This window comes from Aeribacillus sp. FSL M8-0254, assembly GCF_038008845.1.
GTDB classification, from domain to species: Bacteria; Bacillota; Bacilli; order Bacillales; family Aeribacillaceae; genus Aeribacillus; species Aeribacillus composti.
The window spans coordinates 1,896,889-1,922,114 of the sequence record NZ_JBBOZY010000001.1 but is presented as its reverse complement, the minus strand read 5'-3'; the positions used below and the strand labels follow the sequence as shown (position 1 = coordinate 1,922,114).

18 protein-coding genes and 3 pseudogenes are annotated in these 25,226 nt (G+C 40.4%); 4 read left to right on the top strand and 17 right to left on the bottom strand.

Annotated features, from left to right (window positions below; all coding sequences use genetic code 11):
- Positions 1-466 precede the first annotated feature (466 nt).
- Positions 467-1,324 (top strand): oxidoreductase, encoded by an 858-nt coding sequence (locus NSQ44_RS09215; protein WP_340856728.1) that lies wholly within the window; start codon positions 467-469, stop codon positions 1,322-1,324.
- A gap of 816 nt (positions 1,325-2,140) precedes the next feature.
- Here the strand turns inward: NSQ44_RS09215 and modA are convergent.
- The 3 genes and pseudogenes from modA to NSQ44_RS09200 all read right to left on the bottom strand — a co-directional run bounded on the left by modA (position 2,141) and on the right by NSQ44_RS09200 (position 4,799).
- A complete protein-coding gene (modA, locus tag NSQ44_RS09210) occupies positions 2,141-2,953 on the bottom strand; it encodes a molybdate ABC transporter substrate-binding protein (RefSeq protein WP_117017193.1) in 813 nt (270 codons plus the stop codon).
- A 209-nt stretch (positions 2,954-3,162) separates the two neighbouring features.
- Positions 3,163-3,582, bottom strand: a pseudogene (tsaA, locus tag NSQ44_RS09205) (tRNA (N6-threonylcarbamoyladenosine(37)-N6)-methyltransferase TrmO).
- A 269-nt stretch (positions 3,583-3,851) separates the two neighbouring features.
- Positions 3,852-4,799 (bottom strand): helix-turn-helix transcriptional regulator, encoded by a 948-nt coding sequence (locus tag NSQ44_RS09200; protein WP_340856724.1) that lies wholly within the window; start codon positions 4,797-4,799, stop codon positions 3,852-3,854.
- 304 nt (positions 4,800-5,103) lie between these two features.
- Between NSQ44_RS09200 and modB the strand changes: the two genes are divergently transcribed.
- Complete coding sequence (gene modB / locus NSQ44_RS09195) at positions 5,104-5,778, top strand: molybdate ABC transporter permease subunit (RefSeq protein ID WP_340856722.1); 675 nt, start codon at positions 5,104-5,106, stop codon at positions 5,776-5,778.
- Positions 5,779-5,972: 194 nt separating this feature from the next.
- Here the strand turns inward: modB and NSQ44_RS09190 are convergent, their stop codons facing one another.
- Positions 5,973-7,202 (bottom strand): IS110 family transposase, encoded by a 1,230-nt coding sequence (locus tag NSQ44_RS09190; RefSeq protein ID WP_027725928.1) that lies wholly within the window; start codon positions 7,200-7,202, stop codon positions 5,973-5,975.
- Positions 7,203-7,635: 433 nt separating this feature from the next.
- Between NSQ44_RS09190 and NSQ44_RS09185 the strand changes: the two genes are divergently transcribed.
- Entirely contained in the window at positions 7,636-8,283 is a 648-nt protein-coding gene (locus tag NSQ44_RS09185) for an ATP-binding cassette domain-containing protein (RefSeq protein ID WP_340856720.1), read from the top strand.
- 889 nt (positions 8,284-9,172) lie between these two features.
- Here the strand turns inward: NSQ44_RS09185 and NSQ44_RS09180 are convergent.
- The 10 genes from NSQ44_RS09180 to NSQ44_RS09135 all read right to left on the bottom strand — a co-directional run bounded on the left by NSQ44_RS09180 (position 9,173) and on the right by NSQ44_RS09135 (position 21,289).
- On the bottom strand, positions 9,173-10,720 hold the full coding sequence (locus tag NSQ44_RS09180; RefSeq protein WP_063389473.1) for an acyl-CoA carboxylase subunit beta: 1,548 nt from the start codon (positions 10,718-10,720) through the stop codon (positions 9,173-9,175).
- A 14-nt stretch (positions 10,721-10,734) separates the two neighbouring features.
- Positions 10,735-11,514 (bottom strand): enoyl-CoA hydratase, encoded by a 780-nt coding sequence (locus tag NSQ44_RS09175; RefSeq protein WP_340856717.1) that lies wholly within the window; start codon positions 11,512-11,514, stop codon positions 10,735-10,737.
- Between the two features lie 17 nt (positions 11,515-11,531).
- Entirely contained in the window at positions 11,532-12,440 is a 909-nt protein-coding gene (locus NSQ44_RS09170) for a hydroxymethylglutaryl-CoA lyase (RefSeq protein WP_340856715.1), read from the bottom strand.
- Positions 12,441-12,452: 12 nt separating this feature from the next.
- Positions 12,453-12,665 carry an acetyl-CoA carboxylase biotin carboxyl carrier protein subunit gene (locus tag NSQ44_RS09165; protein WP_340856713.1) on the bottom strand — a complete coding sequence of 71 codons (213 nt, stop codon included), beginning with the start codon at positions 12,663-12,665 and terminating at the stop codon, positions 12,453-12,455.
- 84 nt (positions 12,666-12,749) lie between these two features.
- Positions 12,750-14,105 (bottom strand): acetyl-CoA carboxylase biotin carboxylase subunit, encoded by a 1,356-nt coding sequence (locus NSQ44_RS09160; protein WP_340856711.1) that lies wholly within the window; start codon positions 14,103-14,105, stop codon positions 12,750-12,752.
- Between the two features lie 10 nt (positions 14,106-14,115).
- Positions 14,116-15,768: an AMP-binding protein gene (locus NSQ44_RS09155; protein WP_340856710.1), complete on the bottom strand. Its 1,653-nt coding sequence runs from the start codon at positions 15,766-15,768 to the stop codon at positions 14,116-14,118.
- Positions 15,769-15,822: 54 nt separating this feature from the next.
- Positions 15,823-16,965, bottom strand: a complete 1,143-nt coding sequence (locus NSQ44_RS09150) for an acyl-CoA dehydrogenase (protein WP_340856708.1) — start codon at positions 16,963-16,965, stop codon at positions 15,823-15,825.
- Between the two features lie 92 nt (positions 16,966-17,057).
- Positions 17,058-17,705 (bottom strand): TetR/AcrR family transcriptional regulator, encoded by a 648-nt coding sequence (locus NSQ44_RS09145; protein ID WP_339192816.1) that lies wholly within the window; start codon positions 17,703-17,705, stop codon positions 17,058-17,060.
- A 1,221-nt stretch (positions 17,706-18,926) separates the two neighbouring features.
- Complete coding sequence (locus NSQ44_RS09140) at positions 18,927-20,393, bottom strand: Msr family ABC-F type ribosomal protection protein (protein WP_340856706.1); 1,467 nt, start codon at positions 20,391-20,393, stop codon at positions 18,927-18,929.
- Positions 20,393-21,289: a putative RNA methyltransferase gene (locus tag NSQ44_RS09135; protein ID WP_340856704.1), complete on the bottom strand. Its 897-nt coding sequence runs from the start codon at positions 21,287-21,289 to the stop codon at positions 20,393-20,395. Before NSQ44_RS09135 ends, NSQ44_RS09140 begins: the two co-directional genes overlap by 1 nt.
- 697 nt (positions 21,290-21,986) lie before the next feature.
- Between NSQ44_RS09135 and NSQ44_RS19035 the strand changes: the two are divergent.
- A pseudogene (locus NSQ44_RS19035) lies at positions 21,987-22,181 on the top strand (short-chain dehydrogenase/reductase); the annotation flags it as partial.
- A gap of 85 nt (positions 22,182-22,266) precedes the next feature.
- Here the strand turns inward: NSQ44_RS19035 and NSQ44_RS09130 are convergent.
- The 3 genes and pseudogenes from NSQ44_RS09130 to NSQ44_RS09120 all read right to left on the bottom strand — a co-directional run.
- On the bottom strand, positions 22,267-23,841 hold the full coding sequence (locus tag NSQ44_RS09130) for a Vga family ABC-F type ribosomal protection protein (protein ID WP_340856702.1): 1,575 nt from the start codon (positions 23,839-23,841) through the stop codon (positions 22,267-22,269).
- Between the two features lie 739 nt (positions 23,842-24,580).
- Positions 24,581-24,862, bottom strand: a complete 282-nt coding sequence (locus tag NSQ44_RS09125) for a topoisomerase DNA-binding C4 zinc finger domain-containing protein (protein ID WP_340856700.1) — start codon at positions 24,860-24,862, stop codon at positions 24,581-24,583.
- Positions 24,863-24,949: 87 nt separating this feature from the next.
- Positions 24,950-25,099, bottom strand: a pseudogene (locus tag NSQ44_RS09120) (nuclease-related domain-containing protein); the annotation flags it as partial.
- Between the last annotated feature and the right edge of the window lie 127 nt (positions 25,100-25,226).

The window sequence follows — 25,226 nt, the reverse complement described above, 5'->3', positions numbered from 1 at the left end:
TTGGTTACTGCCTTGTTTTTCGTTTATCATAAAATATTTTATTCAGAAAATTCTGCATAAAATGTTTTTATTTTTTATGCAACGCTACTGTTTCAATATATTATATTTATAATTGTTTTCACTAATATCTTTTTAACCTTTCCTTCGTAATATACCCCAACCTTTAGCTGATAAAATATGACTAATAATACCTTAATTTTCTACTTTAAAAATTTGGTGTTAATTTGCGTTTAACTTCTTCTAATTAAATAATTGCTCAGTCTAAAAATATAGTAAAATTTATTTTATGCACTTTTTTCCATGATACAATTTCAATAAAAAGTGTTTATTAAGAAGAGACAGGAATTGTCAAAACATATAGGTGGAGCAGATTTTTGAAGGAATTTGCGGACGAAAGCAGTGATGATACTCTACATATATTTAGCAAAAAGGCAGTGTTAGAATATGAATAGCTGGAGGGAATCTTGTGAATCAAACTTTAAAGAAACAACCTGTTGCGTTTGTTACAGGGGCTTCAAGCGGCTTTGGATTGCTGACAAGTGTAGCGCTTGCCCGCGAAGGCTACCGCGTGCTGGCTTCAATGAGAGATTTGAATAAGAGAGGACGACTGAAAGCGGCGGCCAAAGAAGCAGGTGTCACAGACCGGATTGAGATTATCCAACTAGATGTAAACGATTTTTCCTCAGCGGAAACTGTGATTCAGAATGTGATTGAAGAATACGGCCAAATTGATCTGTTGGTAAACAACGCGGGGTATGCAGCGGGAGGATTTACGGAGGAGCTTGCTGTTGAAGAATGGCGTCGGCAATTTGAAACGAATTTTTTCGGTTTGGTGGCAGTAACAAAAGCTGTTTTGCCGTCGATGAGGGCACGCAGAAGCGGCAAGGTTGTGAATATAAGCAGTATCAGCGGACGAATCGGATTCCCTTCTATGGGACCTTACGTGGCATCCAAGTTTGCGGTGGAAGGATTCAGCGAGTCTTTGCGTTTAGAGATGCTGCCGTACGGTGTTCATGTCGTTTTAATTGAACCGGGATCCTATAAAACGGAAATCTGGTCAAAAGGGCTGGATGCGGTATCGGTCAATCCGGATTCTCCTTATGTTAAAGAGATGGAGAAAATTTTGAAATATGTCAACCATGTTGCTGACACGGCACCCTCTCCGTATGAAGTGATCCAACAGATTGTACACGTGGCAAAGTCTCCTTATCCGAAATTGCGGTATCCGGTTGGCAAAGGCGTGAAATTAGGAATTGTCTTGAAAAATATATTGCCGTGGAAGTGGTGGGAGCGGATGGTGATGAAGCGGCTGTGGGACAGATAGAATCCGGATACTAGGATTTTCTTCCAAAAAATCTAGAAGTACGTTTTCCACTCTATTTTTGTTTTTAAGGTATTTAAATTATCTAGAAATTTACAATTGATATTTCTTGTTTAAAATGAAGTATTGCTTGCGGCAATGCTAACCTTTTTGGTTAACTATCTTGTGAGTGCCAATATCGTTTCAAATATTCCAGCATGGTTTTACTGGTCGCTTATCTTTCTAGGTCTTGTCATAAAAAATTTTGCTATACAAAAAATATGTTCCTGGTCAGCTCATTGCTGCTGTTACTCATTTATTCGTTGTGGTTCCATCAATCTTTTCCATTGGAATTTTTGCGGTGCTTTTATCTGTAATTGTATTCATATTGCAATTATGAATATAAAAAAGCAAAACTACGGATTCGCAAGTTGAGTTGAACGGAATTTACACAATAATCATTTCAGATTTTATAATTCATAAAAAAATTCGCCCTAATGACTAATGTCACCATATGACATTTAAATGAAACAAGGCGATTTTTCCATACTATCGCTACTAATGAAATATAATAGCTGATAGTTGTCTTAAAAATATTTGTCGCATTAAAAAAATGATGGTAATTCAACTTTAACGGAGATTTAGACGATGACGACTAATCCAATTCAAGGTCCTAATTGCCAATCTTTTGTCCATCTGTATTGTACAAAATAAAAATGCTATGAGGCAATTTCCAAGTATCAAAACTCTCGTAAGTTGAACTACCTTTCGTAATAAGCTTTTTTTAAGAATCTACTAATGGCGGGCATGAAGGGCTCAAATATTCTTTCGTCATATCGCTTATTTCAAAATCTTAAATCCGAATTTTTCAAAAATTTGAAACGAATCTTCTGTCTGTAGGTACTGATAGAAATCGGCAGCCTCTTTTTTATGCTTTGTGTCCTTAATGATGCCAACTGGATAAATAATAGGATCATGCATATTTTCGTCTGCAATGTCGACAATTTTTACCTTATCAGATATTTGGGCATCAGTTTTGAATACAATTCCTGCGTCCACTGTATTTGCTTCTACATATGATAATACTTGGCGCACATCCTTTGTGTATACGACTTTCTCTTTCACTTTTGTCCAAAGATTTAGCTTGGTCAGAGTTTGCTGCCCGTATTGACCTGCTGGAGTAGTTTCAGGATTTCCTAATGCAAATTGCTTAATACCGCTGTCTGCCAAAGACTGAAATCCTTTTACTGTGTCTGCTTTATCTTTCGGAACGATTAAAACGATTTCATTTCCTAACAAGTTTTTACTCTCTTCTTTGTTAATCAATCCTTTGTCTACGAGTGGGCGAAACTTATTTTCAGCAGCCGAGAAAAATATGTCTACCGGCGCTCCTTGTTCGATTTGCTGTTGCAATGCACCAGAACTTCCAAAGTTAAATGTAATTTTTATATTTTCATGTTCTTTTTCATACTTTTTCTGAATTTCCGTTAAGGCATCTTGTAAGCTTGCGGCTGCTGAGATGGTTAATTTTACTGTCTGTTTTTCCTCTGTCTTCTTTGATTCCTGTTTTTCTCCCTCGTTTGTACAACCAAAAATAAAAAAGATTGAAGCACACAAAAACATGATCATGATCATGCGAATAGAATGCTTCATGCTTTCTCTCCCCCTTCTATTTTTAATCTAATATAAAACTTATTATAATTTCTTATAACTATTTTTTGTATTATATAATTAATTTATATAAAATATAATTATATAGAATGGTAAAGTGTCTCCGTTCATGGATAGAAAAAAACATTTTGTTCAGTGCAATGAAAAAAACCATAAGGTGCTTTTTAATCGACCTTGCCAATACCGCCTTTTCAATAAATGCTTTTATCAACTTTTACTTTATCTACGTTTTCGATTCTTTTTTCAAACCATCCAATCTTAGATGTTTCTATTGCATCAAACATCGGAACATAAGGCTTTATATCGAGTAGAGGTGTTTCGTTCAATACATCGACATCTAGGACATGGATATGGTTCCCCTTAATACTTTTCAATCGAACGACTGAAAAGCCGATTGGGTTCGGTCTTTTCGGGAATCTTGTTGCAAAAATACCATGGGGTTGATCATCTAAGAAAGGAACTACCTACAATGAATATTTAGGAACCTTATGAAAATAATAAATAAGAATAAGATGAGAAAAGCCGTCCAGATCTTTCATTCCTTCTACATACAATGGGTTAAGCTCTAATGTTCCTTCTACATTTTTCGCCGCCGCCGATTGAATCGGCATTCCTTCCAAGATGTTAAAAGGGGTTAGAATTTTTCCTATCGCTTTAAAATGTATGTTCATCTTTACAACATCCTATTTTCTTTTATTTATAATTAATTATATTTAATTATAAATAAATATAATAGAAAAAGATATACTTATGTTTCTCTTTTTGGTTTTTCATTTCCAGTGCTCACGAATCAAGAAAACCAGATATTCCAGTGCCAAAAAGTGATAAAACAAAGCCAGAGGTTTTTAAGAGAAACCCCTGGCTTTTAGCTGGATCCATTTCAGCTTTCATAAACGACTTGCCCGATTTGTGATAAATCATAGCCTCCTAGTGCTTTTAAATCGTTTTGAAAGTGAACCGATCTTAAAATTTGCAAGACTTGACTAATTAACTCTCTATTCTCATCGTTCTTTAAAATAACCAAATCGTACTTTTCATTAACTAACGGAATGAAATCGACATCTTTAACTAGGTTAGCCCCTCTTTCAATTCCTACCCCGACATCTGCATCCCCTTTAGCGACAGCACTTGCGACACTTACGTGATTGGTTACCTCATTGTCATAGCCGTTAATTTCAGAAACAGGTATGCGATACTTTCTCAAACATTCATCTAGTAAAACACGAGCACCCGCACCTTTTTCCCGGTTCACAATTTTTATATTTTTTCTTCTTAAATCTTCCCAATGCTTAATATTCAACGGGTTTCCCTTTTTGACGTAAAAGCCTGCCTTCCTTGTTAGTAAATGAATCACGATATACTGAAAATTCACTAGTATCTTACTGATATACGGAATATTATATTCACCTGAATTTCCTTCGATTAAGTGTGTACTGACAATGTCTGAATATCCTTGATACATTGAAATTAGGCTTTCTAAGCTTCCAACATAAGAACGAAGTGGCCGAAACCTTTTCGAGGATTTTTCTAAGTAGTTCGCCAAAATATCTAAGCTCATATCCTGGCCGCTTATAATTAATTGTCTAGGTTGCAAATACCCTTGAGTTTCAATCGATGTTTCTTTTTTTGATGACTGTACGGAGCTTGGCTGCAGTTCTTCTTTTGACTTTTTTATATACTCTTCTAGATCGGAAGGATCAATTCGCATTTGTCGTCCGACACGATAAGCAGGTAATAACCCTTTTTTCACTAAATCATATACGGTTAATTTTGAAACCTTTAATATGTTTGCCACTTCCTCGGTTGTATAAGAAAGATTTTTTTCCATGCCTACTTGCTCCTTCATAAAAAAAATTCGTTATAAGTAATTAAATGTAATTTGATATATTGTATTGATAACTTCTGTATCAATGATTTATATTTAAATATAAATAAAATTAATTATTTTCTTAACAAGAAGATGGCTATGTAGTTTATATCTAATCTTGATTATATCATGTTTTGTTTCGCTCTTTTTCAATGGAAATGACTCAACTTCTTGTTTTACCATTTCCTTTACTCCAAAGTTCAAAATAATTATAACCATTTATAACGAAAAATGATGAAACTTTATGAAAAGGTGAACGACAAATATGAATTACTCGCCGCTTATGCTCTCTTTAAAAACGGCAACAATCGCCACGTTTATCGTATTTGTTACTGGGGTTCTGTTGGCACGATTGATCAGTCGTAACTCCTTTCGAGGGAAAAGTGTTATAGAAGCGATTATTTTGCTGCCACTCGTGCTTCCGCCTACAGTTGTAGGCTTTGGTTTATTATATATATTTGGTAAAAACGGATTTATTGGTCGATTACTGCTCGATTGGTTTGATTTCCAAATTGTTTTCACTTGGTATGCTGTTGTGATCGCAGCAGTCGTCGTGTCTTTTCCTTTAATGTATCAAAGTGCATCTGCAGCGTTTCGGCAGTATGACCCAAATATTGAAAATGCTGCATATACAATGGGGGCATCGAAATGGAGAGTGTTTTGGACGATATCTTTTCCACTGGCATGGCCAGGACTGTTAGCTGGCTTAGTTTTATCCTTTGCACGAGCGTTAGGAGAATTTGGTGCCACTCTCATGCTCGCCGGCTATATTCCGAATGTCACCGACACCATTCCTTTAGCTATTTATTTTGCGGTGGAGTCAGGTAATTTGGAAGCAGCAAAATTTTGGGTGATCATTATCGTTGCCCTCGGCTTTAGCGCTATTTTATGGCTAAATTGGTGGAGCAAAAGGAATATGATGAGACATGTACAAAAATAGTAAGTTCAAAAATTTTTAGAGCTTATTTGTCGCTTACTTAAAGTCCTGCGGTAATATGTCAAGGTGAAAAATCATAGAAATTGGAAATTCCCTTGTCCGATGATCCGAAAAAAGGCAATACTGAAGAAACCCAGTATTGGTACATGTAATAAACTGGGTCTAAAGGTTGATATTGGTATACCAGATCGATCCTCTTATCGATCTTCCCCCTTTCTTGGCGTGTAGATTTGACCGTTGCGTAGCAGCGCATCGATCACACGCACGAGTTTTCTAGCGGTGAGGACGAGGGCTCGTTTATGTTGGTGTTTGGGCACTTCCTCATACTTCTTCCGGTAGTACGCACGAAACGTCGCATCATGCCGTTGCACCGAGTTGGCAGCCTCCACTAGGTAGTAACGGAGATAGCGATTGCCGGAACGAATGAGGGAGGTGTCCTCGGCTTGAAAACGGCCCGATTGGTGCTTGGACCATGTCAAGCCGGCATATTTTGCCAAGGCGGCCTGGTTGTGAAACCGCTCGATTTGCCCGATTTCGGCCAGGATGCCTGCGGTATAAACCGGTCCGATGCCTGGGATGGTTTGCAGTGTGTTCGGAATGCCTTCAAGATGGCGGGTAATGGCTTTATCGAGCTCTTTGAGCTGCGATTGCAGGCTGCGGATTGATTGAATCGACAGCCCTAACAGCAAGTCGATGGAATCCTCGACACACTTGGACAACCGATACGACGAACGGGCCGCCTTTTGAATCGACTTGGCGATGCATTCCGGATCGGCAAAGCGATTGCGCCCTTTTTGGCGCAGGAAGTCGGCCAACTGCTTGACATCCATTTGGCAGATGTCATCGAGGCTCCACGACTCAAGCAGCAGTTCGAGAATGGCATGTCCGAAGATCGAACTGTCCACCTCTTGGGTAAAGGAACTGCATTTGTAAAACAAGTGCTGGAGAAAATACTGTTTCTCACGGGTTAACTGGTGGACGAGATGATATCGCATGCGTGTCAGTCGCTGAAGCGCGAGAAACTGCTCCTTGAGGACAGCCGTCATCTTCAGACGGCCGAAGCGAAGCCGATCCGCAATGATCCAAGCATCGATGTCATCCGTTTTCTCCAAGTCGACATAGGCTTCTTTAAACTTGCGAATGAGCTTTGGATTGATCGTAAACACCTTGACGTTCCAAGCCTGCAAGGCCTCCTGCTGGTGGAAAAACATAGCTGGATGCCAACTGTAGACCGAGGTGGCTTCCATCCCGATCAGAATTTCGGTTGGCTTTCGCTTGTTAGCCCACAGGAGGATTTGATCCCGAAGGAAGGTGGCGCCCAGAAGATGATTATCCACTTTGAAGCGTGCGCACGTATTTCCTTCATGATCCATAATGCAGGTGGCTAAGTCGCGTGAGCTCACGTCGATCCCGACGTAGAGTTTCATGAGATCACCTCCTATTGTTGTAGGATCGAGGGGTCGGACTCTTCGGGATGCCCCCGGATCGCGCCTGTTGACCAGTCACCCTCGCATATGAGAACTCACGTTGGACCATGGGCTACCCTGGAAGCTGCTCCTTCCAGCATGGGGAAAACCAACGGGAACAGCCTGCGGGTTAGACGTCCAAACAGGGGCCGAGGAGACAGACTTTACAAGTAGTCAAAGCTACAGGAGTGAGAAGAGTATCCCCGATGATCCTAAGACCATTATCCAGGAACATTGCGAAAAGTCCAACCCCGGTACGCTCAACCCTTTGTGGGAGGGGCGCGCCCCTCCCACAAAGGCAACCACCCAAGATATGCGATTGTCAAGGAGCGTATCGGACTGGAAATTCGATAAAAAAACTTTCTGAAACTTAGTATACGAGGAGTTTTTTCTTATGCTTATCGTTGAAATCCAAAAAAGACTATCCCATTTTGAATTAGATGTAAAATTTTCAGTGGCTAATGAGATTGTTGTCCTTTTTGGCCCCTCCGGCTCCGGAAAAACGACTATCTTAAATTGTATTGCTGGGATAAGCAAACCTGCTGCTGGCATCATCCGATTAAACGACACCATTTTATTTGAAAATAAAAAAGTGTTTGTTCCTATACAAAAAAGAAACATCGGCTATGTATTTCAAGATTATGCGCTTTTTCCCCATATGACTGTTTGGAAAAACATTGCTTATGGCATGCAAAATGAAAGTTTTGTCAAAAATTTAATGAAAGAGCTGCGAATTGAACACCTTAGAGATAAATACCCGTCTGAAATTTCAGGCGGCGAAAAACAACGGGTCGCCATTGCACGAGCCATTGCAACCGAGCCGGCTGCCTTGCTTTTAGATGAACCTTTTTCTGCCTTAGATAATCAAACACGTGTAAAAGGTCATGAAGAGCTATTACGTATCCATAAGCTTTGGCGCATTCCCATTATATTAGTCACCCATCATCTTGAGGAAGCAAAAAAATTGGGGAATCGAATTTTATATTTACACGAAGGAAAAATTCGTGACAGTGAAATGAACGCGAATCTTATTCAGAGTTAATTGACAGACTTACTTTTTAAGCTGAACATCAGTTATACCAATTATGAGGAAAAAGGGGGTTTATAGCATTCCCCTTTTTCAGATTTTGTGTTAACTTCCTTAAAAACAGTAAATTAAATTTATTTTTTTATATTGTTCATTTAGCACATAGTTCTATTTTTACTGGGTACGTCTCTCGCTTGTAACATTGTGCCTCTGCAAAACGGCATAATTCTTGCTCGTGAAAATATGTAAAACGATGCTTTTTATTGATAAAATCTATAATTTTTAATGCAAAAGGATCAATGACGGACAGTTGAACAAAGAATTCTGGGGACAAATTACAGCGCTCGTCTCATTCATTTGTCGCCGGCAGTGGTTGCATTGGGCGCAGCTTATGGTGCATTAGAATTAAGCTCAGACGTTTCTGGAAAAGACTGGCTTTCAGGTTGAGAGCTTGGCACAGGGGAAAAATTATTCTGCAGCGCCCTCGACCCATTGGATATCGTCACTGGCGTTAGTTCGTTTTCTAAATTCAGCAGCGCGGCCCGGTTACGCCCTCTTCGAGAAGCAATGGATCCAAAGCTATTTAAGCTGGATTGTATCAAAAATCACTACATGCCTGCGACATGGTTGTCCGTGCAGAAGTAGGCGTATCTTCCAGCATCAAAAGCGCCAATGCAAGGAATCAACAATTTAAAGGTATGAAAGCGAAATGCCTATGGATATAAGAATTTTACCCGTTTTCGCTCAAAAATACTATGAATCCACAAGTATAAAAGAATTGAGGGACATATAGGCTAGCGCTACCTTTTCTTCTAGAAAGGGAGGTACCCCTTTTTTAGAAGAAAAGGCCACCAAGCGAAGCGCGGCAGCCTGAACCCCAATATTTGACAAAGAACCTTTTTTATTACACCGGATATACTCCATGCTTTCTTTCCGAAAAGACGATATATTTCGACATATAGGCATCAAAGCGACGAATCAATTCTTCGCGAAGCTGGTTTGGAGCGATAATTCCATCTATCACCATCTCTGAGGCTAAACGATAAATATCAATATCGCGGCGATACTCCTCCCGTTTTTGTTCAATAAAGGCTGCCTGTTCTTCTTTAGGAAGCTCAGCAATTTTATTGGCATAGACTGCATTAACCGCTGCTTCTGGTCCCATCACGGCAATTTGCGCATTAGGAAACGCTAAGCAGCAATCCGGTTCAAAGGCCGGGCCAGCCATCGCATAAAGACCTGCCCCATACGCTTTTCGCACAATAATAGAAATTTTCGGAACCGTTGCTTCTGACATCGCTGAAATCATTTTCGCTCCATGGCGGATAATTCCTGCTCTTTCCACTTTTGTGCCGATCATAAATCCTGGAATATCGGCTAAAAATAAAAGCGGAATATGGAAGGCATCACATAAAGTAATAAATTTGGCTGCTTTATCAGCCGAATCATGGAATAGGACACCGCCTTTGATGCGCGGCTGGTTAGCAAGGATACCGATTGGCTGTCCATTCAAGCGAGCAAGTCCTGTAATCAATTCAGGTGCAAACAGCTTTTTGATTTCGCAAAAAGAGCCTTCATCAATAAAACGCTCGATCAAGTCATACATATTAAACGGCGCATTTTGATTCAGGGGTAAAATGTCCTCAATCGTTTTTTCAAAGCTCTTCGCTGGCTTTGCTTCGACAATTGGCGGTTTTTCAGCGAAATTGGCTGGAAAATAAGATAAGTACTTGCGTGCAAACTGAATGGCTTCTTCTTCTGTTTTCACAAGTACATCTCCACACCCAGAGACACTGCAATGCATTCGCGCTCCACCCATCTCTTCAAGCGTCACTTTTTCGCCAATCACCATCTCGGCCATTCGCGGCGATCCTAAATACATCGAAGCGTTTCCTTCGACCATAATGACGATATCGCAAAAAGCTGGAATATAAGCACCGCCGGCCGCCGATGGTCCAAATAATAAGCATATTTGCGGCACTTTTCCAGAAAGCTTTACTTGATTGTAAAAAATGCGCCCTGCCCCGCGGCGACCAGGAAACATTTCGACTTGATCCGTAATCCGCGCTCCAGCCGAGTCTACTAAATAAAGCATCGGGCACCGAAGCTTTTCTGCGGTTTCTTGGATACGAATGATTTTTTCTACGGTCCGTGATCCCCACGATCCCGCCTTTACCGTTGAATCATTGGCCATTACACATACGGTTTGCCCGTTGATTTTTCCGATCCCTGTTACCACGCCATCAGCTGGCAGACCGTCAGCAAGACAATTGGCAAATAAAGCATCCTCAAATTGCATTCCCTCATCAAATAACAGCTTTAGACGATCTCGTACGAATAGTTTGCCTTTCTCCGCATTTTTTTGATGGTACTTTAATGCGCCGCCTTGTTCAATTTTTTCGACTTGTTCCGCCAATTTCTCGGTCAATGTTTTTGCTTGCTCGTTGATCACTTGCACTTCCTCCTTTACTCTCCTTTATAAACAGGCTTCCGCTTTTCTTTAAAGGCTTGCAGCCCTTCTAAACGATCCTTCGTTGGAATTGTCACCTCATAAGCCATCTGCTCCAGCTTCAAACCTGTATATAAATCGACTTCCAGACCTCGATTAATGGCTATTTTAGCTTGGGCAACAGCAATCGGCGCATTTTGAATTATTTGTCCGGCAAGTTCGTTTGCCTTTTCCATTAACTGCTCATACGGCACAACATATTCTACTATTCCGATGCTGGCTGCTTCCGCTGCCGTTAGCCGTTTAGCCGTAAAAATGAGCTCCTTTGCTTTCCCTTTTCCGATTAAACGCGGGAGACGCTGAGTTCCGCCGGCACCTGGAATAATCCCAAGCGCCGTTTCGGTTAATCCAAGCTGAGCATGATCAGAGGCAATGCGGATATCGCAAGCTAACGCCAATTCGAGGCCTCCGCCAAATGCAACGCCATTAATCGCGCAAATAGTTGGTGCTGGAAGCTGTTCAAATTCATTGATCGTCTCGCGAATCAGTGCAACCGTTTTTCTCACTTCTGTTTCAGTCATACTGGCACGTTCTTTTAAGTCAGCACCAGCACAAAATGCTTTTTTTCCACTTCCTGTTACGATCACACAACGGATCGAGCGATCAAACGTTAATTGCCCAAGCTTTTGCTTCAGTTCCATTAACAGCGCGGTAGACAAAGCGTTGGCTGCTTGCGGGCGATGCAAAGTCAGCACTGCCACTCCATTCGCCGCCTCATAGAGAATAGAAGATTCCATTTAATCACTCTCCTTTATTAGGACAAACACGGATCAACAGTTTGCAAATAATGGCTATTGAGCGCTCGACCGATTTTATTTTGAATAAATAGAGCTGCCTCCGTTAACCGCCCAGCATCAATGCCTGTAGCAATATCCATGCCATGAAGCATATATAATAAATCATCAGTCGCTACGTTTCCGGAAGCTCCCGGTGCATACGGACAGCCGCCCAGTCCACCAAGCGAGCTGTCAAAAGTCGTAATCCCCATTTCTAATGAAAGCAGTACATTGGCTAAGGCTGTTCCCCTTGTATCGTGAAAATGCATGGATAGCTTTTCTTTCGGGAATCTCTTTAGAAGCGAGTTGAGCACAGCTTCCACTTGGCGAGGGGTAGCAACACCGATCGTATCACCTAAAGAAAGCTCATCCACTCCCATTTCAAACAACCGCTCTGATATAGCAGCTACCTGCTCAATGGAAACTTCCCCCTCATAAGGGCAACCAAAAACCGTTGAAAGATAGCCGCGAACGGTTTTCTTAGCGCGCTTTGCCTCCTGAACAACAGCTGTTAAGACAGGAAAGGTATCAGAGATTGATTTATTAATATTTTTTTGATTATGCGTCTCGCTTGCAGACATAAATACAGAGATTTCATCAACTTGAGTCGTCAAAGCATTTTCAAGCCCTTTTTGATTTGGAACAAGCGCTGCGTAAGTAACACCAGGAGCTCGTTCAATTCCTGCTGCAACATCTAACGCATCGGCTAGCTGCGGAATCCATTTTGGATGAACAAATGATGTTATTTCAATGTACGTCAACCCTGTTTTGGAAAGCTGATTGATCCAAGCAATTTTATCTTTAGTCGCAATGGCTGTCTTTTCATTTTGCAGCCCATCACGAGGCCCTACCTCTTTAATCGTAACGTGTTTAGGCCAGTTGCCCACGCGCCTCACCTCTTATTCAAATTCAAGCAAAATGTCGCCTTCATTGACAAAATCGCCTTCCTTCACATGAATTTCTTTAACGATTCCGCTTGCTTCTGCAGCAATAGGAATTTCCATTTTCATTGATTCTAAAATCACGACATCTTGCCCTTCCTCAATGTGTTCACCGACAGATACAACAATTTTCCATACATTCCCTGCCATTATTGCAACAATTTGATTCATCTTTTTACTCCTCCATTTCCTGAGCTTGCAGATTGAAGGTCTTCCACTCTCTAATCAAGAAAAGTGGAAGACTTAGTCAACATCTTATTCTTTGATAGAAACGTTGTTTAAATGCCGATTTACAAAATCAGTTGTTGTATGTCCCGCTTGAAATTCTGGGTGTGTCAACACTTCTTTTAGCATTGGAATGTTTGTTTTTATTCCTTCAATTTGATAGCTGTCAAGCGCTTGCAGTATGCGATCAATCGCATCCTTTCGGTTTTCGCCTTTTACAATTAATTTAGCAATCATTGGATCATAAAACGGCGTTACGACCATTCCGCTTTGAACAGCTGTTTCATTGCGAATATGCTTTCCCTCCGGTAATTGAAGCGCAGTAATGGTTCCGGGGGATGGAAAAAATGTTTTTGGATCCTCCGCGTAAATCCGCACTTCGATGGCATGCCCTTGACGCTGGATGTGATCTTGGCTATAGCCGAGCTTTTCCCCGGCAGCGATGCGCAGCTGCTCTTCGACAAGATCCAGACCGGTAATCTCCTCAGTTACTGGATGCTCTACCTGAAGACGCGTATTCATTTCAAGAAAGTAGAAGTTTTTCTGTTCATCAACAAGAAATTCAATCGTTCCTGCATTTGTATAACCGATATATTGGGCAGCTTGAATGGCTGTCTCCCCCATTCTTTTTCTTGTTTGCTCATCTAAAAACAGAGAAGGAGCTTCTTCAATCACCTTTTGGTGACGCCGCTGAATCGAACATTCACGTTCCCATAAATACACATAATTCCCGTAGTGGTCAGCAAGAAGCTGAACTTCAATATGGCGCGGATTCTGAATATACTTTTCCAAATACATTGCCCCATCGCCGAAGAAGGAAGTCGCCCGCTTTTGGTTGCCTTCAAACACTTTGTGCAATTCCTCTTCATTATGGACGATTTGCATTCCGATGCCGCCACCGCCGCAAGACGCCTTTAACATAATAGGATAACCGATCGTCGCTGCTGTGCTTGCTGCTTCCTCAACATTTTGAAGTGGAAAGGAGATGCCGGGGACGATCGGCACGCCTGCTTCTGACATTGTTTTCCGCGACTCAATTTTACTTCCCATTTTCGCAATAACATCAGCATTCGGTCCGATAAATACAATTCCTTCCTCTTCACAACGGTGCGCAAATGTCGGGTTTTCCGACAAGAGACCATATCCTGGATGAATCGCTTCAGCTTTCGTCGCTTTTGCAACCTCAATGATTTTGTCAATATTCAAATAACTTTCACTGACATGCGGCTTTCCAATTAAATAAGCTTCGTTTGCCCATTTTACATGGAGCGAATCAGCATCTGCTTCTGAGTATATGGCTACTGTCTGAATTCCTAACCGCCGGCACGTTCGAATGACTCGAGCTGCAATTTCTCCCCGATTGGCCACTAACACTTTTTTAAACATGCAACTCCTCCTATTCATGGGTTGTCTTTGTACTAAGAATTTGTTTAGCCTGCTCGCGCAATTTAAATTTTTGAATTTTCCCAGATGCTGTCATCGGATACGAATCGGTAAATTCAATATAACGGGGGATTTTATGACGCGATATTTTTCCGCGGCAAAATTCTTGAACCTCTTCAGCCGTCGCAGTTTGCCCTGGTTTTAAAATAATCCACGCCATTACTTCTTCTCCGTATTTTTCATCAGGTACACCGACCACTTGAACATCTAGAATTTTCGGATGCTGATATAAAAATTCTTCAATTTCCCGTGGATAAATGTTTTCTCCGCCGCGGATGATCATATCCTTTAGTCTTCCAGTAATGCGGCAATATCCATTTTCATCCATTATTGCTAAGTCGCCTGTATGGAGCCATCCTTCCTCATCAATCGCTTCTTTCGTCGCTTCCGGATTGTTATAATATCCTTTCATGACATGATAGCCTCGCGTACATAGCTCTCCTTGCACACCGCGCGGTACTTCCTTGTTTGTGCCTGGCTCGACTATTTTGACTTCAACGTTTGGAAGAGCACGCCCGACTGTCTCGACGCGCAAATGAATAGGATCATCCGTTCTCGTCTGAGTAATGACAGGCGAAGATTCAGTTTGTCCATAAGCAATCGTAATTTCTTTGGCTCCCATTTTTTCAATGACTGCCTTCATTACTTCAATTGGACAATTTGATCCCGCCATAATTCCTGTCCGCAATGAAGACAGATCGTATTTTTCGAAATCAGGATCGTTCAACTCGGCAATAAACATGGTCGGCACACCATGTAAAGCGGTGCATTTTTCATCTTGAACCGTTTGAAGCACTTGGGTAGCATTGAATTCTTGAATTGGTACGATCGTAGCGCCGACAGAGACGCATGCTAAGACGCCTAGCACGCAGCCAAAGCAATGAAAAAATGGCACAGGAATACATAAACGATCATCTTTAGTGAGTTTCATGCATTGCGCAATATTGTAGGCGTTGTTGATAATGTTATAGTGGCTGAGCATAACTCCTTTTGGAAAGCCTGTCGTTCCTGAAGTGTATTGCATATTGATGACATCATGCGGGTCAAGGGAGTTCATTCGTTGATCGAGTTCCTCTTCAGCGGTATCTTGAGCCATCGCCAAAAGATCATTCCATGTATATGTGCCAGGGTAACGCTTATCACCAAGAACGATGACATTTTTTAGACGTGGAAGACGCTTCGCTTTCAGCTGTCCTGGCTGACATTCGTACAGCTCCGGGGCAATCTCATAGATCGTGTCAATGTAAGAGGTATCGCGATATTGTTCGATTAAAAGAAGGGTCGTGGAATCTGATTGCTTCAATAAGTATTCTAATTCAGCTGTACGGTAGTTCGTGTTGACCGTCACAAGTACAGCCCCCATTTTGCCTGTAGCAAACTGGCATGCCAGCCATTCAGGAGTGTTGGTTGCCCAAATTGCAATATGCTCTCCTGACTGAATGCCCAGTTTCATTAAGCTTCGAGCAACAAGACGACAATATTCATCAAACTGCCTGTATGTCATTCTAAGTCCGCGATCTGCATACACAACAGCCTCATGCTCTGGATAAGCATTCGCTTTTTCTTCTAATAGTTTGCCAACCGTAACCTCTAACATCTCCGCCATAACATGCGCCTCCTTTGTTTGAATAAATTTTCATCCGCGCCATTTTTCTGTCCTTTAACATCCAAGCTGACGGGCAATAACGAGCCGCTGAATTTCTGATGTGCCTTCACCAATTTCCATGAGCTTAATATCGCGCAAATGGCGCTCGACCCCATATTCTTTCATATACCCGTATCCTCCATGAATTTGAATTGCCTGATTACATATGCGGAAGCCAGCTTCAGAAGCGAATAGTTTAGCGAAAGAGGCTTCTTTTGTAAACGGTTTCCCTTGATCTTTTAGCCAGGCCGCTTTATACACCATGCTGCGGGCTAATTCGATTTCCATCGCCATATCGGCAAGCTTAAATTGAATCGCTTGGAATTTAGAAATGGATTGACCAAATTGTGTCCGTTCCTTCGCGTATTGAAGCGCTTTCTCAAACGCGGCTTGAGCGATGCCAACGGCAAGAGCAGCAATCGAAATGCGACCGCCATCTAGAGTATATAAAAATTGCTTAAATCCCTTTGCCGGATCCCCTAATATGTTCTCTTTCGGCACGCGTACATTTTCAAGCACAAGCTCGCACGTATTCGAGGCACGGACACCCATTTTGTCGTAATTGCATTGAATCGTAAATCCCGGAGCGTTTGTTGGAACAATTAAAGCAGAGATGATGTTTTTATCCTTGTCATCCTTTCCGGTCACTGCGGTGACAATCACTTGTCTTGCATGCCCTGCATTCGTAATCCAGCATTTTTCTCCATTAATCACATATTCATCTCCGTCAAGCACCGCTCTCGTTCGGGTTCCGCCAGCATCTGAACCGGCATTCGGTTCAGTTAACCCAAACGCTCCCAACGCCTCTCCTTTGGCCATCGGAACAAGCCACTTTTGCTTTTGCTCTTCTGTACCAAAATAGTAAATAGGGCTTGCGCCTAATGAGACAGCAGCAGCATAGCTAAGACCTGTTCCGCCACAGGCGCGACCAATTTCCTCTACAGCAACAGCATATGAAATCGTATCGCCACCAGCTCCGCCATATTCTTCTGGGAACGGGATTCCCAATAGCCCTAGCTCTCCCATCTTTTTGAATATTTCGATGGAAAAATAGGCTTCTTCATCCCATTTCGCTGCGTTTGGTGCAATTTCCTTCTCAGCAAACTCCCTTACCATTTCTTTAATCATCTGTTGCTCTTTTGTAAGTTCAAAATTCATGCTCTCTCCCCCATTTCTAACATATTATTCTAAAACCGACTAGTCGGTTTTTTACGAAAAATTTACGTTAACCAAAAATCATTTTTTAAATTTTAAAATGATTGAAGCGAAGTCTGCTTGCTTTTGATGAAATAAATGATATTTTCCGCCTTTTGCTTAGCCTTTTCTGTAAGGACAGAATGCAGAATAAAATCAATAAAATAGTCGGCAATTTGCTCGATTGTCATCGGTCCTTCCGGCTTATACCATTTATACGTCCAGTTCACCATGCCAATAATCGTCATGCCTGTAATTTCCACTGAAAGCTCTGGGCGAAACTCGCCTGCGTCAATTCCTTCGCGAATGACCCGAAAAATCACCTGCTTAAACTCATCACGCTTTTCATTAATTTTTTGTGCATACTCCGGCTTTAAATAATTGCTTTCTTGATAAAACACCGTTATATGCGGCTTATATAAATGAAATACTTTCACAAATGATTGGATAATAGCACATAAACGCTCTGTAGGGGTTTTGTAGTTTTCATAGGCCGCCTGTGCCTTGTTGAGCACATAGGTGATAAACACATCGTGAATGTGATAAAGAAGTTCATCTTTTGATTTAAAATTATGATAAAAGCCGCCTTTTGATGCGTTGATTTCTGTGACAATCCGATCGACAGTAACCCCATGATAGCCGTATTGTTCAAAAAGATGCAGAGCCGTATCGATAATTCTTTCTTTTAAAGTTTTATTTGCCATAGAAAATCTCCTTCATCAGCTTATATTAACACAATTTTCAGAAAAGTTAAATATTTTATAGCTGTTATCTATAAAATACGTAATAAATGCCCCAAATGTCAATCCTCGTTTAATAAGATTGAGTCAAAATTTTGTGGGTATTTTCTTTTTTGTACAGAAGGATTTTTTTGAAAGCGTTTACTGAACTCCTTAGTTTGCTTGTGCAGTACCGTTTAGGATTTTTTAAATCTAACCATCGCTATCAAGGCATGATACTCGGGTTGCCAGATGAATGTTGTAGGTAAGGAACTGATCAAGAAGACACAGATATTGCTTTGATTTGTTCTCTCTTATAAAACAATCGTTTGATATCTTCGCACAAGAGTTAATAGTTGTTTTTTTCTTCTTTCCTGACTTAAAAAAATTCCGGAATAGTATGTATTAATCTAAGTTTGCATGTTTCATAAATTCTCATTCCAAATTCATCCATTGGTACAGATACAATGTTCGTGCCGCAGGATCGGCATACATTTGAGTGCAGTTGGATAAATAGGTACTTCTTGAAATCTCCCTGAAGGCAATCGTTCCCCCTCAGACACAATGTTTTTAGGTTAGTTTTTGTCTAATTCTATGTTGTAAAACGGCCTCCTTAAACCGTCTAAAAGAATAGGTTATCCTTTGCTTTGTTTCTCTAACAGTTCAATGATTCTATCCAGCTTCTTATCAATTTGTGCTGAACTTTTCTCATGACTAATGATTTGACTACAAGAACACTGCACGTGCAAAAGCAATAAGAAAAGCAAACATGACCAATGGAAAAATGAATGATTCCCAATCACCCATCCTCTTTTTTCTAACTGTATCACAAAGAAACAAAGGGCTGGAATCTTTGGTTGTATCCCGACTCACCATACAGTTAACATAACATTTTTATTAAAAACTTTAACAATCAGTAAATAGCAAATTTATTTTGATTGTTTGCTCTAGAGTGAAAAGCATCCATTATGCTTCTGTTTGATGCCCTTTAAAGAATTCTCTGTTTTTAATCCTTTTTCTTCTCCTTAAACTTCCATTTTTCCTTTACCTTCTTGTTTAATTATTTTCATTATTTTATTTCAATGTTCATTTAGCACATAGTTCTATTTTTGAAAAATAAGCGTTCACACTATACAATTTCTTATTAAAAAATCACCCGCCTAAAAAGGATTCTTATAAAAAAGAAGCAGGAACGTCTTCCCTGCTTCAGTTTCTTAGCTTCAATTGTTGGTTTTCCATGACATATATATGATCTGCTACACGATCAATAAACATGCGATCATGTGATACGAGAAGGACAGTGCCTTCATATCCTTTTAAAAAGCGTTCTAACGCTTCGATACAAAAAACATCCAAAAAATTTGTCGGCTCATCTAAAACGAGTATATTGTATCTTCCCAAAAACAGTTGACACAATACTAGACGGATTGCTTCTCCACCACTTAAATCGCGGACATTCTTTCTCCAATCATTTTCTGTAAAATTCATTGCGTGAAGGACGGCACGGATCTTGCTTTCATCGTAGTCGCTTCTCTCCTTCATATATGCCATTACGGTTTCATCTTTTTCAAAATAATATCCCATTTGTTCATAAGATCCGATGACCGCTTTAGGAGAAATGATAATGCCTTCTCCTCGTTGTAAAATGTGGCGAAGGAGTGTTGTTTTTCCTGAACCATTTTTTCCTGTAATCGCGATAGTGCTCCCTAATGGGAATTGGAAACTTGCTTCCTTGAGAAGGATTTTGTTTCCTGCCTTTAGCGTTAATCGATCTGCCATAATCGGAAACTTATTGTGTAGCTTGAGAGCTGCTGGCTGAGGAAAATACAGTGTTTGTTCCTTTTTTGGTGCCTCCACTGCTTCGAGTTGTTCCGCTCGTTTTTCGATTGCTTTTGCTGCACGTTGAATCGCCTTTTGGCTTGTATCTTTTGATTTAGTCATAAACATTTTATTTGCCTTTGCTTTCGTTTCTTTCTTTGACATGCGTTTATTTGCCTGAGTAACTTTTTCCGCCTTTTTCATCTTTTCCTCTGCCGCTTTTAAAAGACGTGTTTTTTCTTTCACGTATTTTTCGTAATCCTTAAGCTGTCTATTACGAACGAGTTCTTTTTGTGCTAGGTAGTCTGAATAATTCCCCGTATATTCCGTTACACGCCCGTCTTCTACTTCCCAAATTTTTGTAACGAGTTCATCTAACACATAACGATCATGGTTTACAAGAACAAGCGCGCCGTAGTAATAACGCAGCTGATCGATGAAAAACTGTACACCGGCTTCATCTAAATGTGTTGTCGGCTCGTCAAGCAATAAACCTTCATGATAAGTGGAGAAAATTCCCGCTAACTTCAAACGCGTTTGTTCACCACCACTTAAATTTTTAAATTCTGTTTGAGGTATAGATAGCTTTCCTAACAGTTCATCATCTACTTCTTCTCTTTCAGCTGGCCTTGACAGTTGATCGAAATAGGCAAAATCTGCAAAACGATTTACTTGGCCTTTATCTGGCGTAATTTGACCGGCCAAAAGTTTCAATAACGTACTCTTTCCAGCCCCATTTTTTCCAACAATCCCGATACGATCAAACTGGTGTACTGCTAGTCGAGGGATATTTAATACTAATTGGCCTAAAAATGAGACTTCAATATTTTTTAATTCAATATATACTTTTTCCATTATTCACTGCCCCCAATCATTGGTGCGGTTTTTACTCCAACTAAAATATCTAAATCCACTGTGATCTCAACGGAATCCCGATGAATAAACGCATCCATGCGTTCTTTATCCGCGGACCAAGCAAGAGGAGTCATTTGAACTAGATTTTTCAGTTCCACGTTATTAAGGTTCTTCGTATAACATAAATGGAAAACATCCAGTAGATGGAGATGCTTTTTAAAAAGCGACACTATGTGATCATTTTTATAGACCTTTTTTTCATTGTTATCAAAGAGTGCTTCTCGCAGCTCCTTTAGATAATTAGAACGAGGAACGACTTTAATGACTAGTCCATCTTCAACTAAAATCCTCTTAAATTCCTTGTAATTGGCAGGAGATAAGATATTAAGAATCACATGAAACGATTGATCCTCTAATGGTGATTTTGCCAAGTCACCTACTAACCAGATTAGGTTTTCGTATCTCTTAGCAGCCATGGCAATGCCTTCCTTTGAAATATCAAGACCAACCCCAGTCATTGCCGAAACCTTACATTCGTCCAAAATCCTTTGTAAATGGGAGCCCTCTCCGCACCCTACATCTGCAACCATTAAAGGTTTAAAAGAAACGTCCATATACTCCTTTATCGACGTTGCAATCGCTTCATGCACGAATGTGTATAAGTTACTTTCCTTGATGATTTTGTGTCTTGCTTCAAACAGTTCCTTTTTGTAATGACTATTAGCGGGATGAGGCATCAAGTTTACATATCCCTGTTTTGTGAAATCAAAAGTATGGTTTTTAGAGCAGATTAGGCTTTTAAAATCCACAACCCTCATCGAACTTTTACAGAGTGGGCATCTAAATGCTGCCACAAATTCACTAACAAGTTTTGCGCTTTTTATTTTTCTGGTCATGTTATCTCTCCCTTTCGAAATAAAAAAATCACAGGCGATCTGCCTGTGATTCAGAGTAAAGGGAAGAAGACCCATCCTTATTAGATTAGGGGCTATTAGAAGCCGTCATCAAATAAACCTTCCTTTTGCTAAACAGAAGAAGGAGAATTAATAAAAAAAGGCAGAACGATCTGCCTTTTTTCACATTACATATTTTCTATATGAAATGAAGATTAATGAACCTCTCCCACCTTTATTCTATGAAGAGATGGGAGTTTCTTACTACCTCTACCAAAGAAGCTTCTGCGCAGAAGAAGGCGGTCTCCTTCTACTCGATGAATGCATCGGAAGCCTTCTCGACGGGTTCAGTAAGCAACATCGGCATCACACCGATGGGGTGGTCCAACCCTTCCACTACTTCTTGCTTACGCAATCCGTAGATACGTCAGCCGATTCATCCCCCTCCTTCACTCCGTTTAGAGGAAGGGAGGCTTCTCGGAAAAAATGTAAAAAAGGACAGACTGCTCCCATTTACTCTGCATACACAAGCAGAGCCTTTGAACGTATTTAATTACCGGTTCAAAGTTGGGAAACGCAATCTGATAAAATGCATTTTTTTAATAATCCTCCTGTAAATTTAAAAGTACAATAATTATTATAGAGAGCCTTTTAGGAAAAGTCAAATGGTTAGAAATAATGAATTGCTGGAGGGAATCTTGTGAGTCAGACTTTTGACAAATAACCGGTTGCGTTTGTTACAGGAGCTTCAAGTGGCTTTGGTTTGCTGACAAGTGTGGCGCTTGCTGGTGAAGGCTATCGCGTGCTGGCTTCAATGTGAAACTTGAATAACAAAGGACGGCTAGAAGCAACTGCTAAAGAAGCAGGTGTAACAGATCGGATTGAAATTGTCCAATTTTTATGGTGTGAAAAGGCACTAGGAATTATCCTAATGCCTTTTTGCGTACCATCATTGAAGTTGGTGTGGATAAGCACACTTCTTATATGTCCAGCTTTCGTTTTTCCTCTAAAAGCATCTGGAACTCTCTTTCTAGTTCTTCACTTGGCTCGATACTTAATCGACTAAGCACTTCTGAGATTTTTGTTTCAAGCAAGAGCCGGGTATCTTCCTTAGCATCACGTTTGCTTTGATGTTCATATTGTTCGTATTGCTTAAATGTTCCATCAAATAGTTTAATCTTTTGATCCCGAATAACCAAAATTCGGGTGGCGACATTTTCAATGAATCGGCGGTCATGGGAAACAAAAATCACGGTTCCTTCATATTCCTGCAGCAGTGACTCCAATGCACTGGTTGCTTCAATGTCAAGAAAATTCGTCGGTTCGTCTAAAAGTAATGTATTGATATCGCTGACGAATAATTTGGCAAGGGCGACTTTCACCCGCTCGCCGCCACTCAAAACCCCCACTAACTTATAAACATCATCCCGAAAGAAATGCAGGCGTGCAAGTATGGTCCGAATGAGTGTTTCATCCTGTTTGGAAGTGGAGCGTACATTTTCTAAAATCGTCTTGTTGACATCTAAAATATCTAAGTTTTGACTAAAATACCCCATTTTCACGGATGGGGAAATGGTAATTCCCTTATCTTGATTCAGGATCTTTTTTACCAGAGTGGTTTTCCCGCTTCCATTCGGACCGATAATGGCGAGTTTATCGCCGCCACGCACCTGAAAACTGGCTTTATTCCATAGAACACGTTGGCCAATGACGCCTGCCACTTCCTGCATACGGATAATGACCCGATCTTTAAAAGCCTCTTCATTAGGCAAGTTCATTTTGATTGGAGGGAGTTCTTTCATTTTCTCTACTTTTTCTAGTTCCAGCAATTCCAGCCGCTTCTCAATCGCTTTTGCGGCTTTTTGCAATTTCTTTTGTTTTTTGGCAAAGTATGGTTTTGCGCCAGTGATTTTTGCTTCTGACGGGCTGGTTTTTTTTGGTGCCTTTGTTGCTTTTTCAGCTTTTTGTTTTTTTAATTCCAAAGCTCTCTCCAAAGCTTGTTTCTTTCTCTCATATTGTTCATAGGCCAGTATCTGTTGACGGCGCTCCAGCTCCTTTTGTTCTGCATAGTCACTGTAGTTGCCTTTGTACTCTTTGATTGTTCCTTCGTTAATTTCCCAGATAGTGGTACAAAGGGCGTCTAGAAATGCTCGATCATGGGAGACAATGACCAAAGCACCTTTCCATTGAGCCAACTTTTTTTCCAACCATTCAATGTGTTCTCTGTCAAGATTGGTGGTTGGTTCGTCTGCCAATAAGATTTCTGGTGCTTGAACGATCGCATCATGAATATAGGCTTGTGTCACTTCACCACCACTTTTGGTTGTATCTGTTCGTTTCAACTGTGGCAAAAGTTTACATTGAGTATGACAAATGACTGTCCCATTTTCTGGGGATATATTTCCGGCCAATATGTTTAACAATGTTGTTTTTCCACTGCCATTACGGCCAACTAAACCAATGCGGTCATTTTTTTGAATGACTAATCGATCGACGTCCAATAACAGACGGTCTTTGACATAATGCTTAATATTGAACGCTTCTAAAAGAATCATACTATCATCCCCTATTTTCCGTTTTCTGGGGACAAAAAAATGCCCCCTATCTACACGGAATAGGAGGCATACGTATAGCAGGACACCAAAAAGAGAACAACTCTATTTGGGTTCAACTAACAATGGAAATGCCATCCTATTCCGAAAACGCCAATTGAAGGCAGCAAAAATAAGGCAGAAAAGCCCCTTTGCAGAAAAATACAGAAAAAAACCCTTCAATTCATGGCTTTCGTAAATAGGATTAGCACTCCATGTTAGTTCGTTCACCCTTCCGTTCTTAAGTTTAAATTTACTATAAACGATTTACTAAGAATAGTCAAATGTTAATTGTAAATAAAAAACATTTTTGTTAATGGAACAAATTTTTACATTCCACTCATACATAAATAGCATTCGAGGAGTTTCGTCACGTTTACACATCGACAGTCTGACAAAATTAAATATTACGCGTATCAAGGTATTTTTGGGATTAGAAAACGTCCCAACTGCATTTGATGAACAACAAAAGATTTATGATCGCGCCTGCAGAGGATTGAATATATGGATGCAGCAAGGGCAGCTTTACGAGAGTAAATGATTAAATGGTAGTTCTTATGTTAATAACATGTAACTTTTTTGCTCCTTGCAAAAAATTGTTTCGTTAGCCAACCATAAAACGAGTTCACACACAGAAGTTGGAATTTAACTCATATTTCATGGGAGTACAATTGCTCCCACAATTATTCTACAACAGAGAAAATTAGCGAATCTTTTGTGTAAACCTGCATTTGGGATAGGTGCTGCAGCATTTAAATTTTCCATATTTTCCATTTTTGATTACTAGAGCGCTGCCGCATTTCGGACAGCGGTTTTGCTGAATATATCGATCCTCCTGCTTTCTATTTGTTTGAATCGTTTGTACATGCCGCTTTTTTATTTCTTTTTGTTGCTGCTTGTTCTTGGCAATGACAGTTTCTAATTTTCGAATCAACTGTTGTTTTGTTTCTCCGTCGATCTCGCTTGTTCTATGCTGCTCAAGCACTTGTTTCAGCTGTTTTGGATAAATAACGTATGCATTGGAAAAATGAATTTCTGATTTGAACTTTGCCCGCGGCAGAAGCACGACGACCGAGTGAATTGGTATATGTGCAAACTCCTCCCCAAGCCAGTTTCTTAACGCCTTGATATGACCTTTATTTTGAAAAATTGGATTAAGAAATTTTTCTTTTCGTTTGTAAATGACTTGTGTCCAATATTTTGACGTTTCATCACCAAAAATCGAGCAATATCGCAGCCTACTAACACAGCTTGAGGCGATTACTTTATACAGTACAAGAAATACTGCTGAAAGAATAGAGGCAGTATATTCTTTTGTTTCTCTGTCTTATTGATATTTTTCCAATATT

Coding starts and splice junctions, on each gene's coding strand:
- NSQ44_RS09150 (WP_340856708.1), bottom strand. CDS start 16,965: ATGAATTTTGAACTTACAAAAGAGCAACAGATGATTAAAGAAATGGTA.
- NSQ44_RS09200 (WP_340856724.1), bottom strand. CDS start 4,799: ATGGAAAAAAATCTTTCTTATACAACCGAGGAAGTGGCAAACATATTA.
- NSQ44_RS09160 (WP_340856711.1), bottom strand. CDS start 14,105: ATGTTTAAAAAAGTGTTAGTGGCCAATCGGGGAGAAATTGCAGCTCGA.
- NSQ44_RS09175 (WP_340856717.1), bottom strand. CDS start 11,514: ATGGAATCTTCTATTCTCTATGAGGCGGCGAATGGAGTGGCAGTGCTG.
- modA (WP_117017193.1), bottom strand. CDS start 2,953: ATGAAGCATTCTATTCGCATGATCATGATCATGTTTTTGTGTGCTTCA.
- NSQ44_RS09185 (WP_340856720.1), top strand. CDS start 7,636: ATGCTTATCGTTGAAATCCAAAAAAGACTATCCCATTTTGAATTAGAT.
- modB (WP_340856722.1), top strand. CDS start 5,104: ATGAATTACTCGCCGCTTATGCTCTCTTTAAAAACGGCAACAATCGCC.
- NSQ44_RS09165 (WP_340856713.1), bottom strand. CDS start 12,665: ATGAATCAAATTGTTGCAATAATGGCAGGGAATGTATGGAAAATTGTT.
- NSQ44_RS09155 (WP_340856710.1), bottom strand. CDS start 15,768: ATGGCGGAGATGTTAGAGGTTACGGTTGGCAAACTATTAGAAGAAAAA.
- NSQ44_RS09135 (WP_340856704.1), bottom strand. CDS start 21,289: ATGACCAGAAAAATAAAAAGCGCAAAACTTGTTAGTGAATTTGTGGCA.
- NSQ44_RS09145 (WP_339192816.1), bottom strand. CDS start 17,705: ATGGCAAATAAAACTTTAAAAGAAAGAATTATCGATACGGCTCTGCAT.
- NSQ44_RS09130 (WP_340856702.1), bottom strand. CDS start 23,841: ATGATTCTTTTAGAAGCGTTCAATATTAAGCATTATGTCAAAGACCGT.
- NSQ44_RS09140 (WP_340856706.1), bottom strand. CDS start 20,393: ATGGAAAAAGTATATATTGAATTAAAAAATATTGAAGTCTCATTTTTA.
- NSQ44_RS09190 (WP_027725928.1), bottom strand. CDS start 7,202: ATGAAACTCTACGTCGGGATCGACGTGAGCTCACGCGACTTAGCCACC.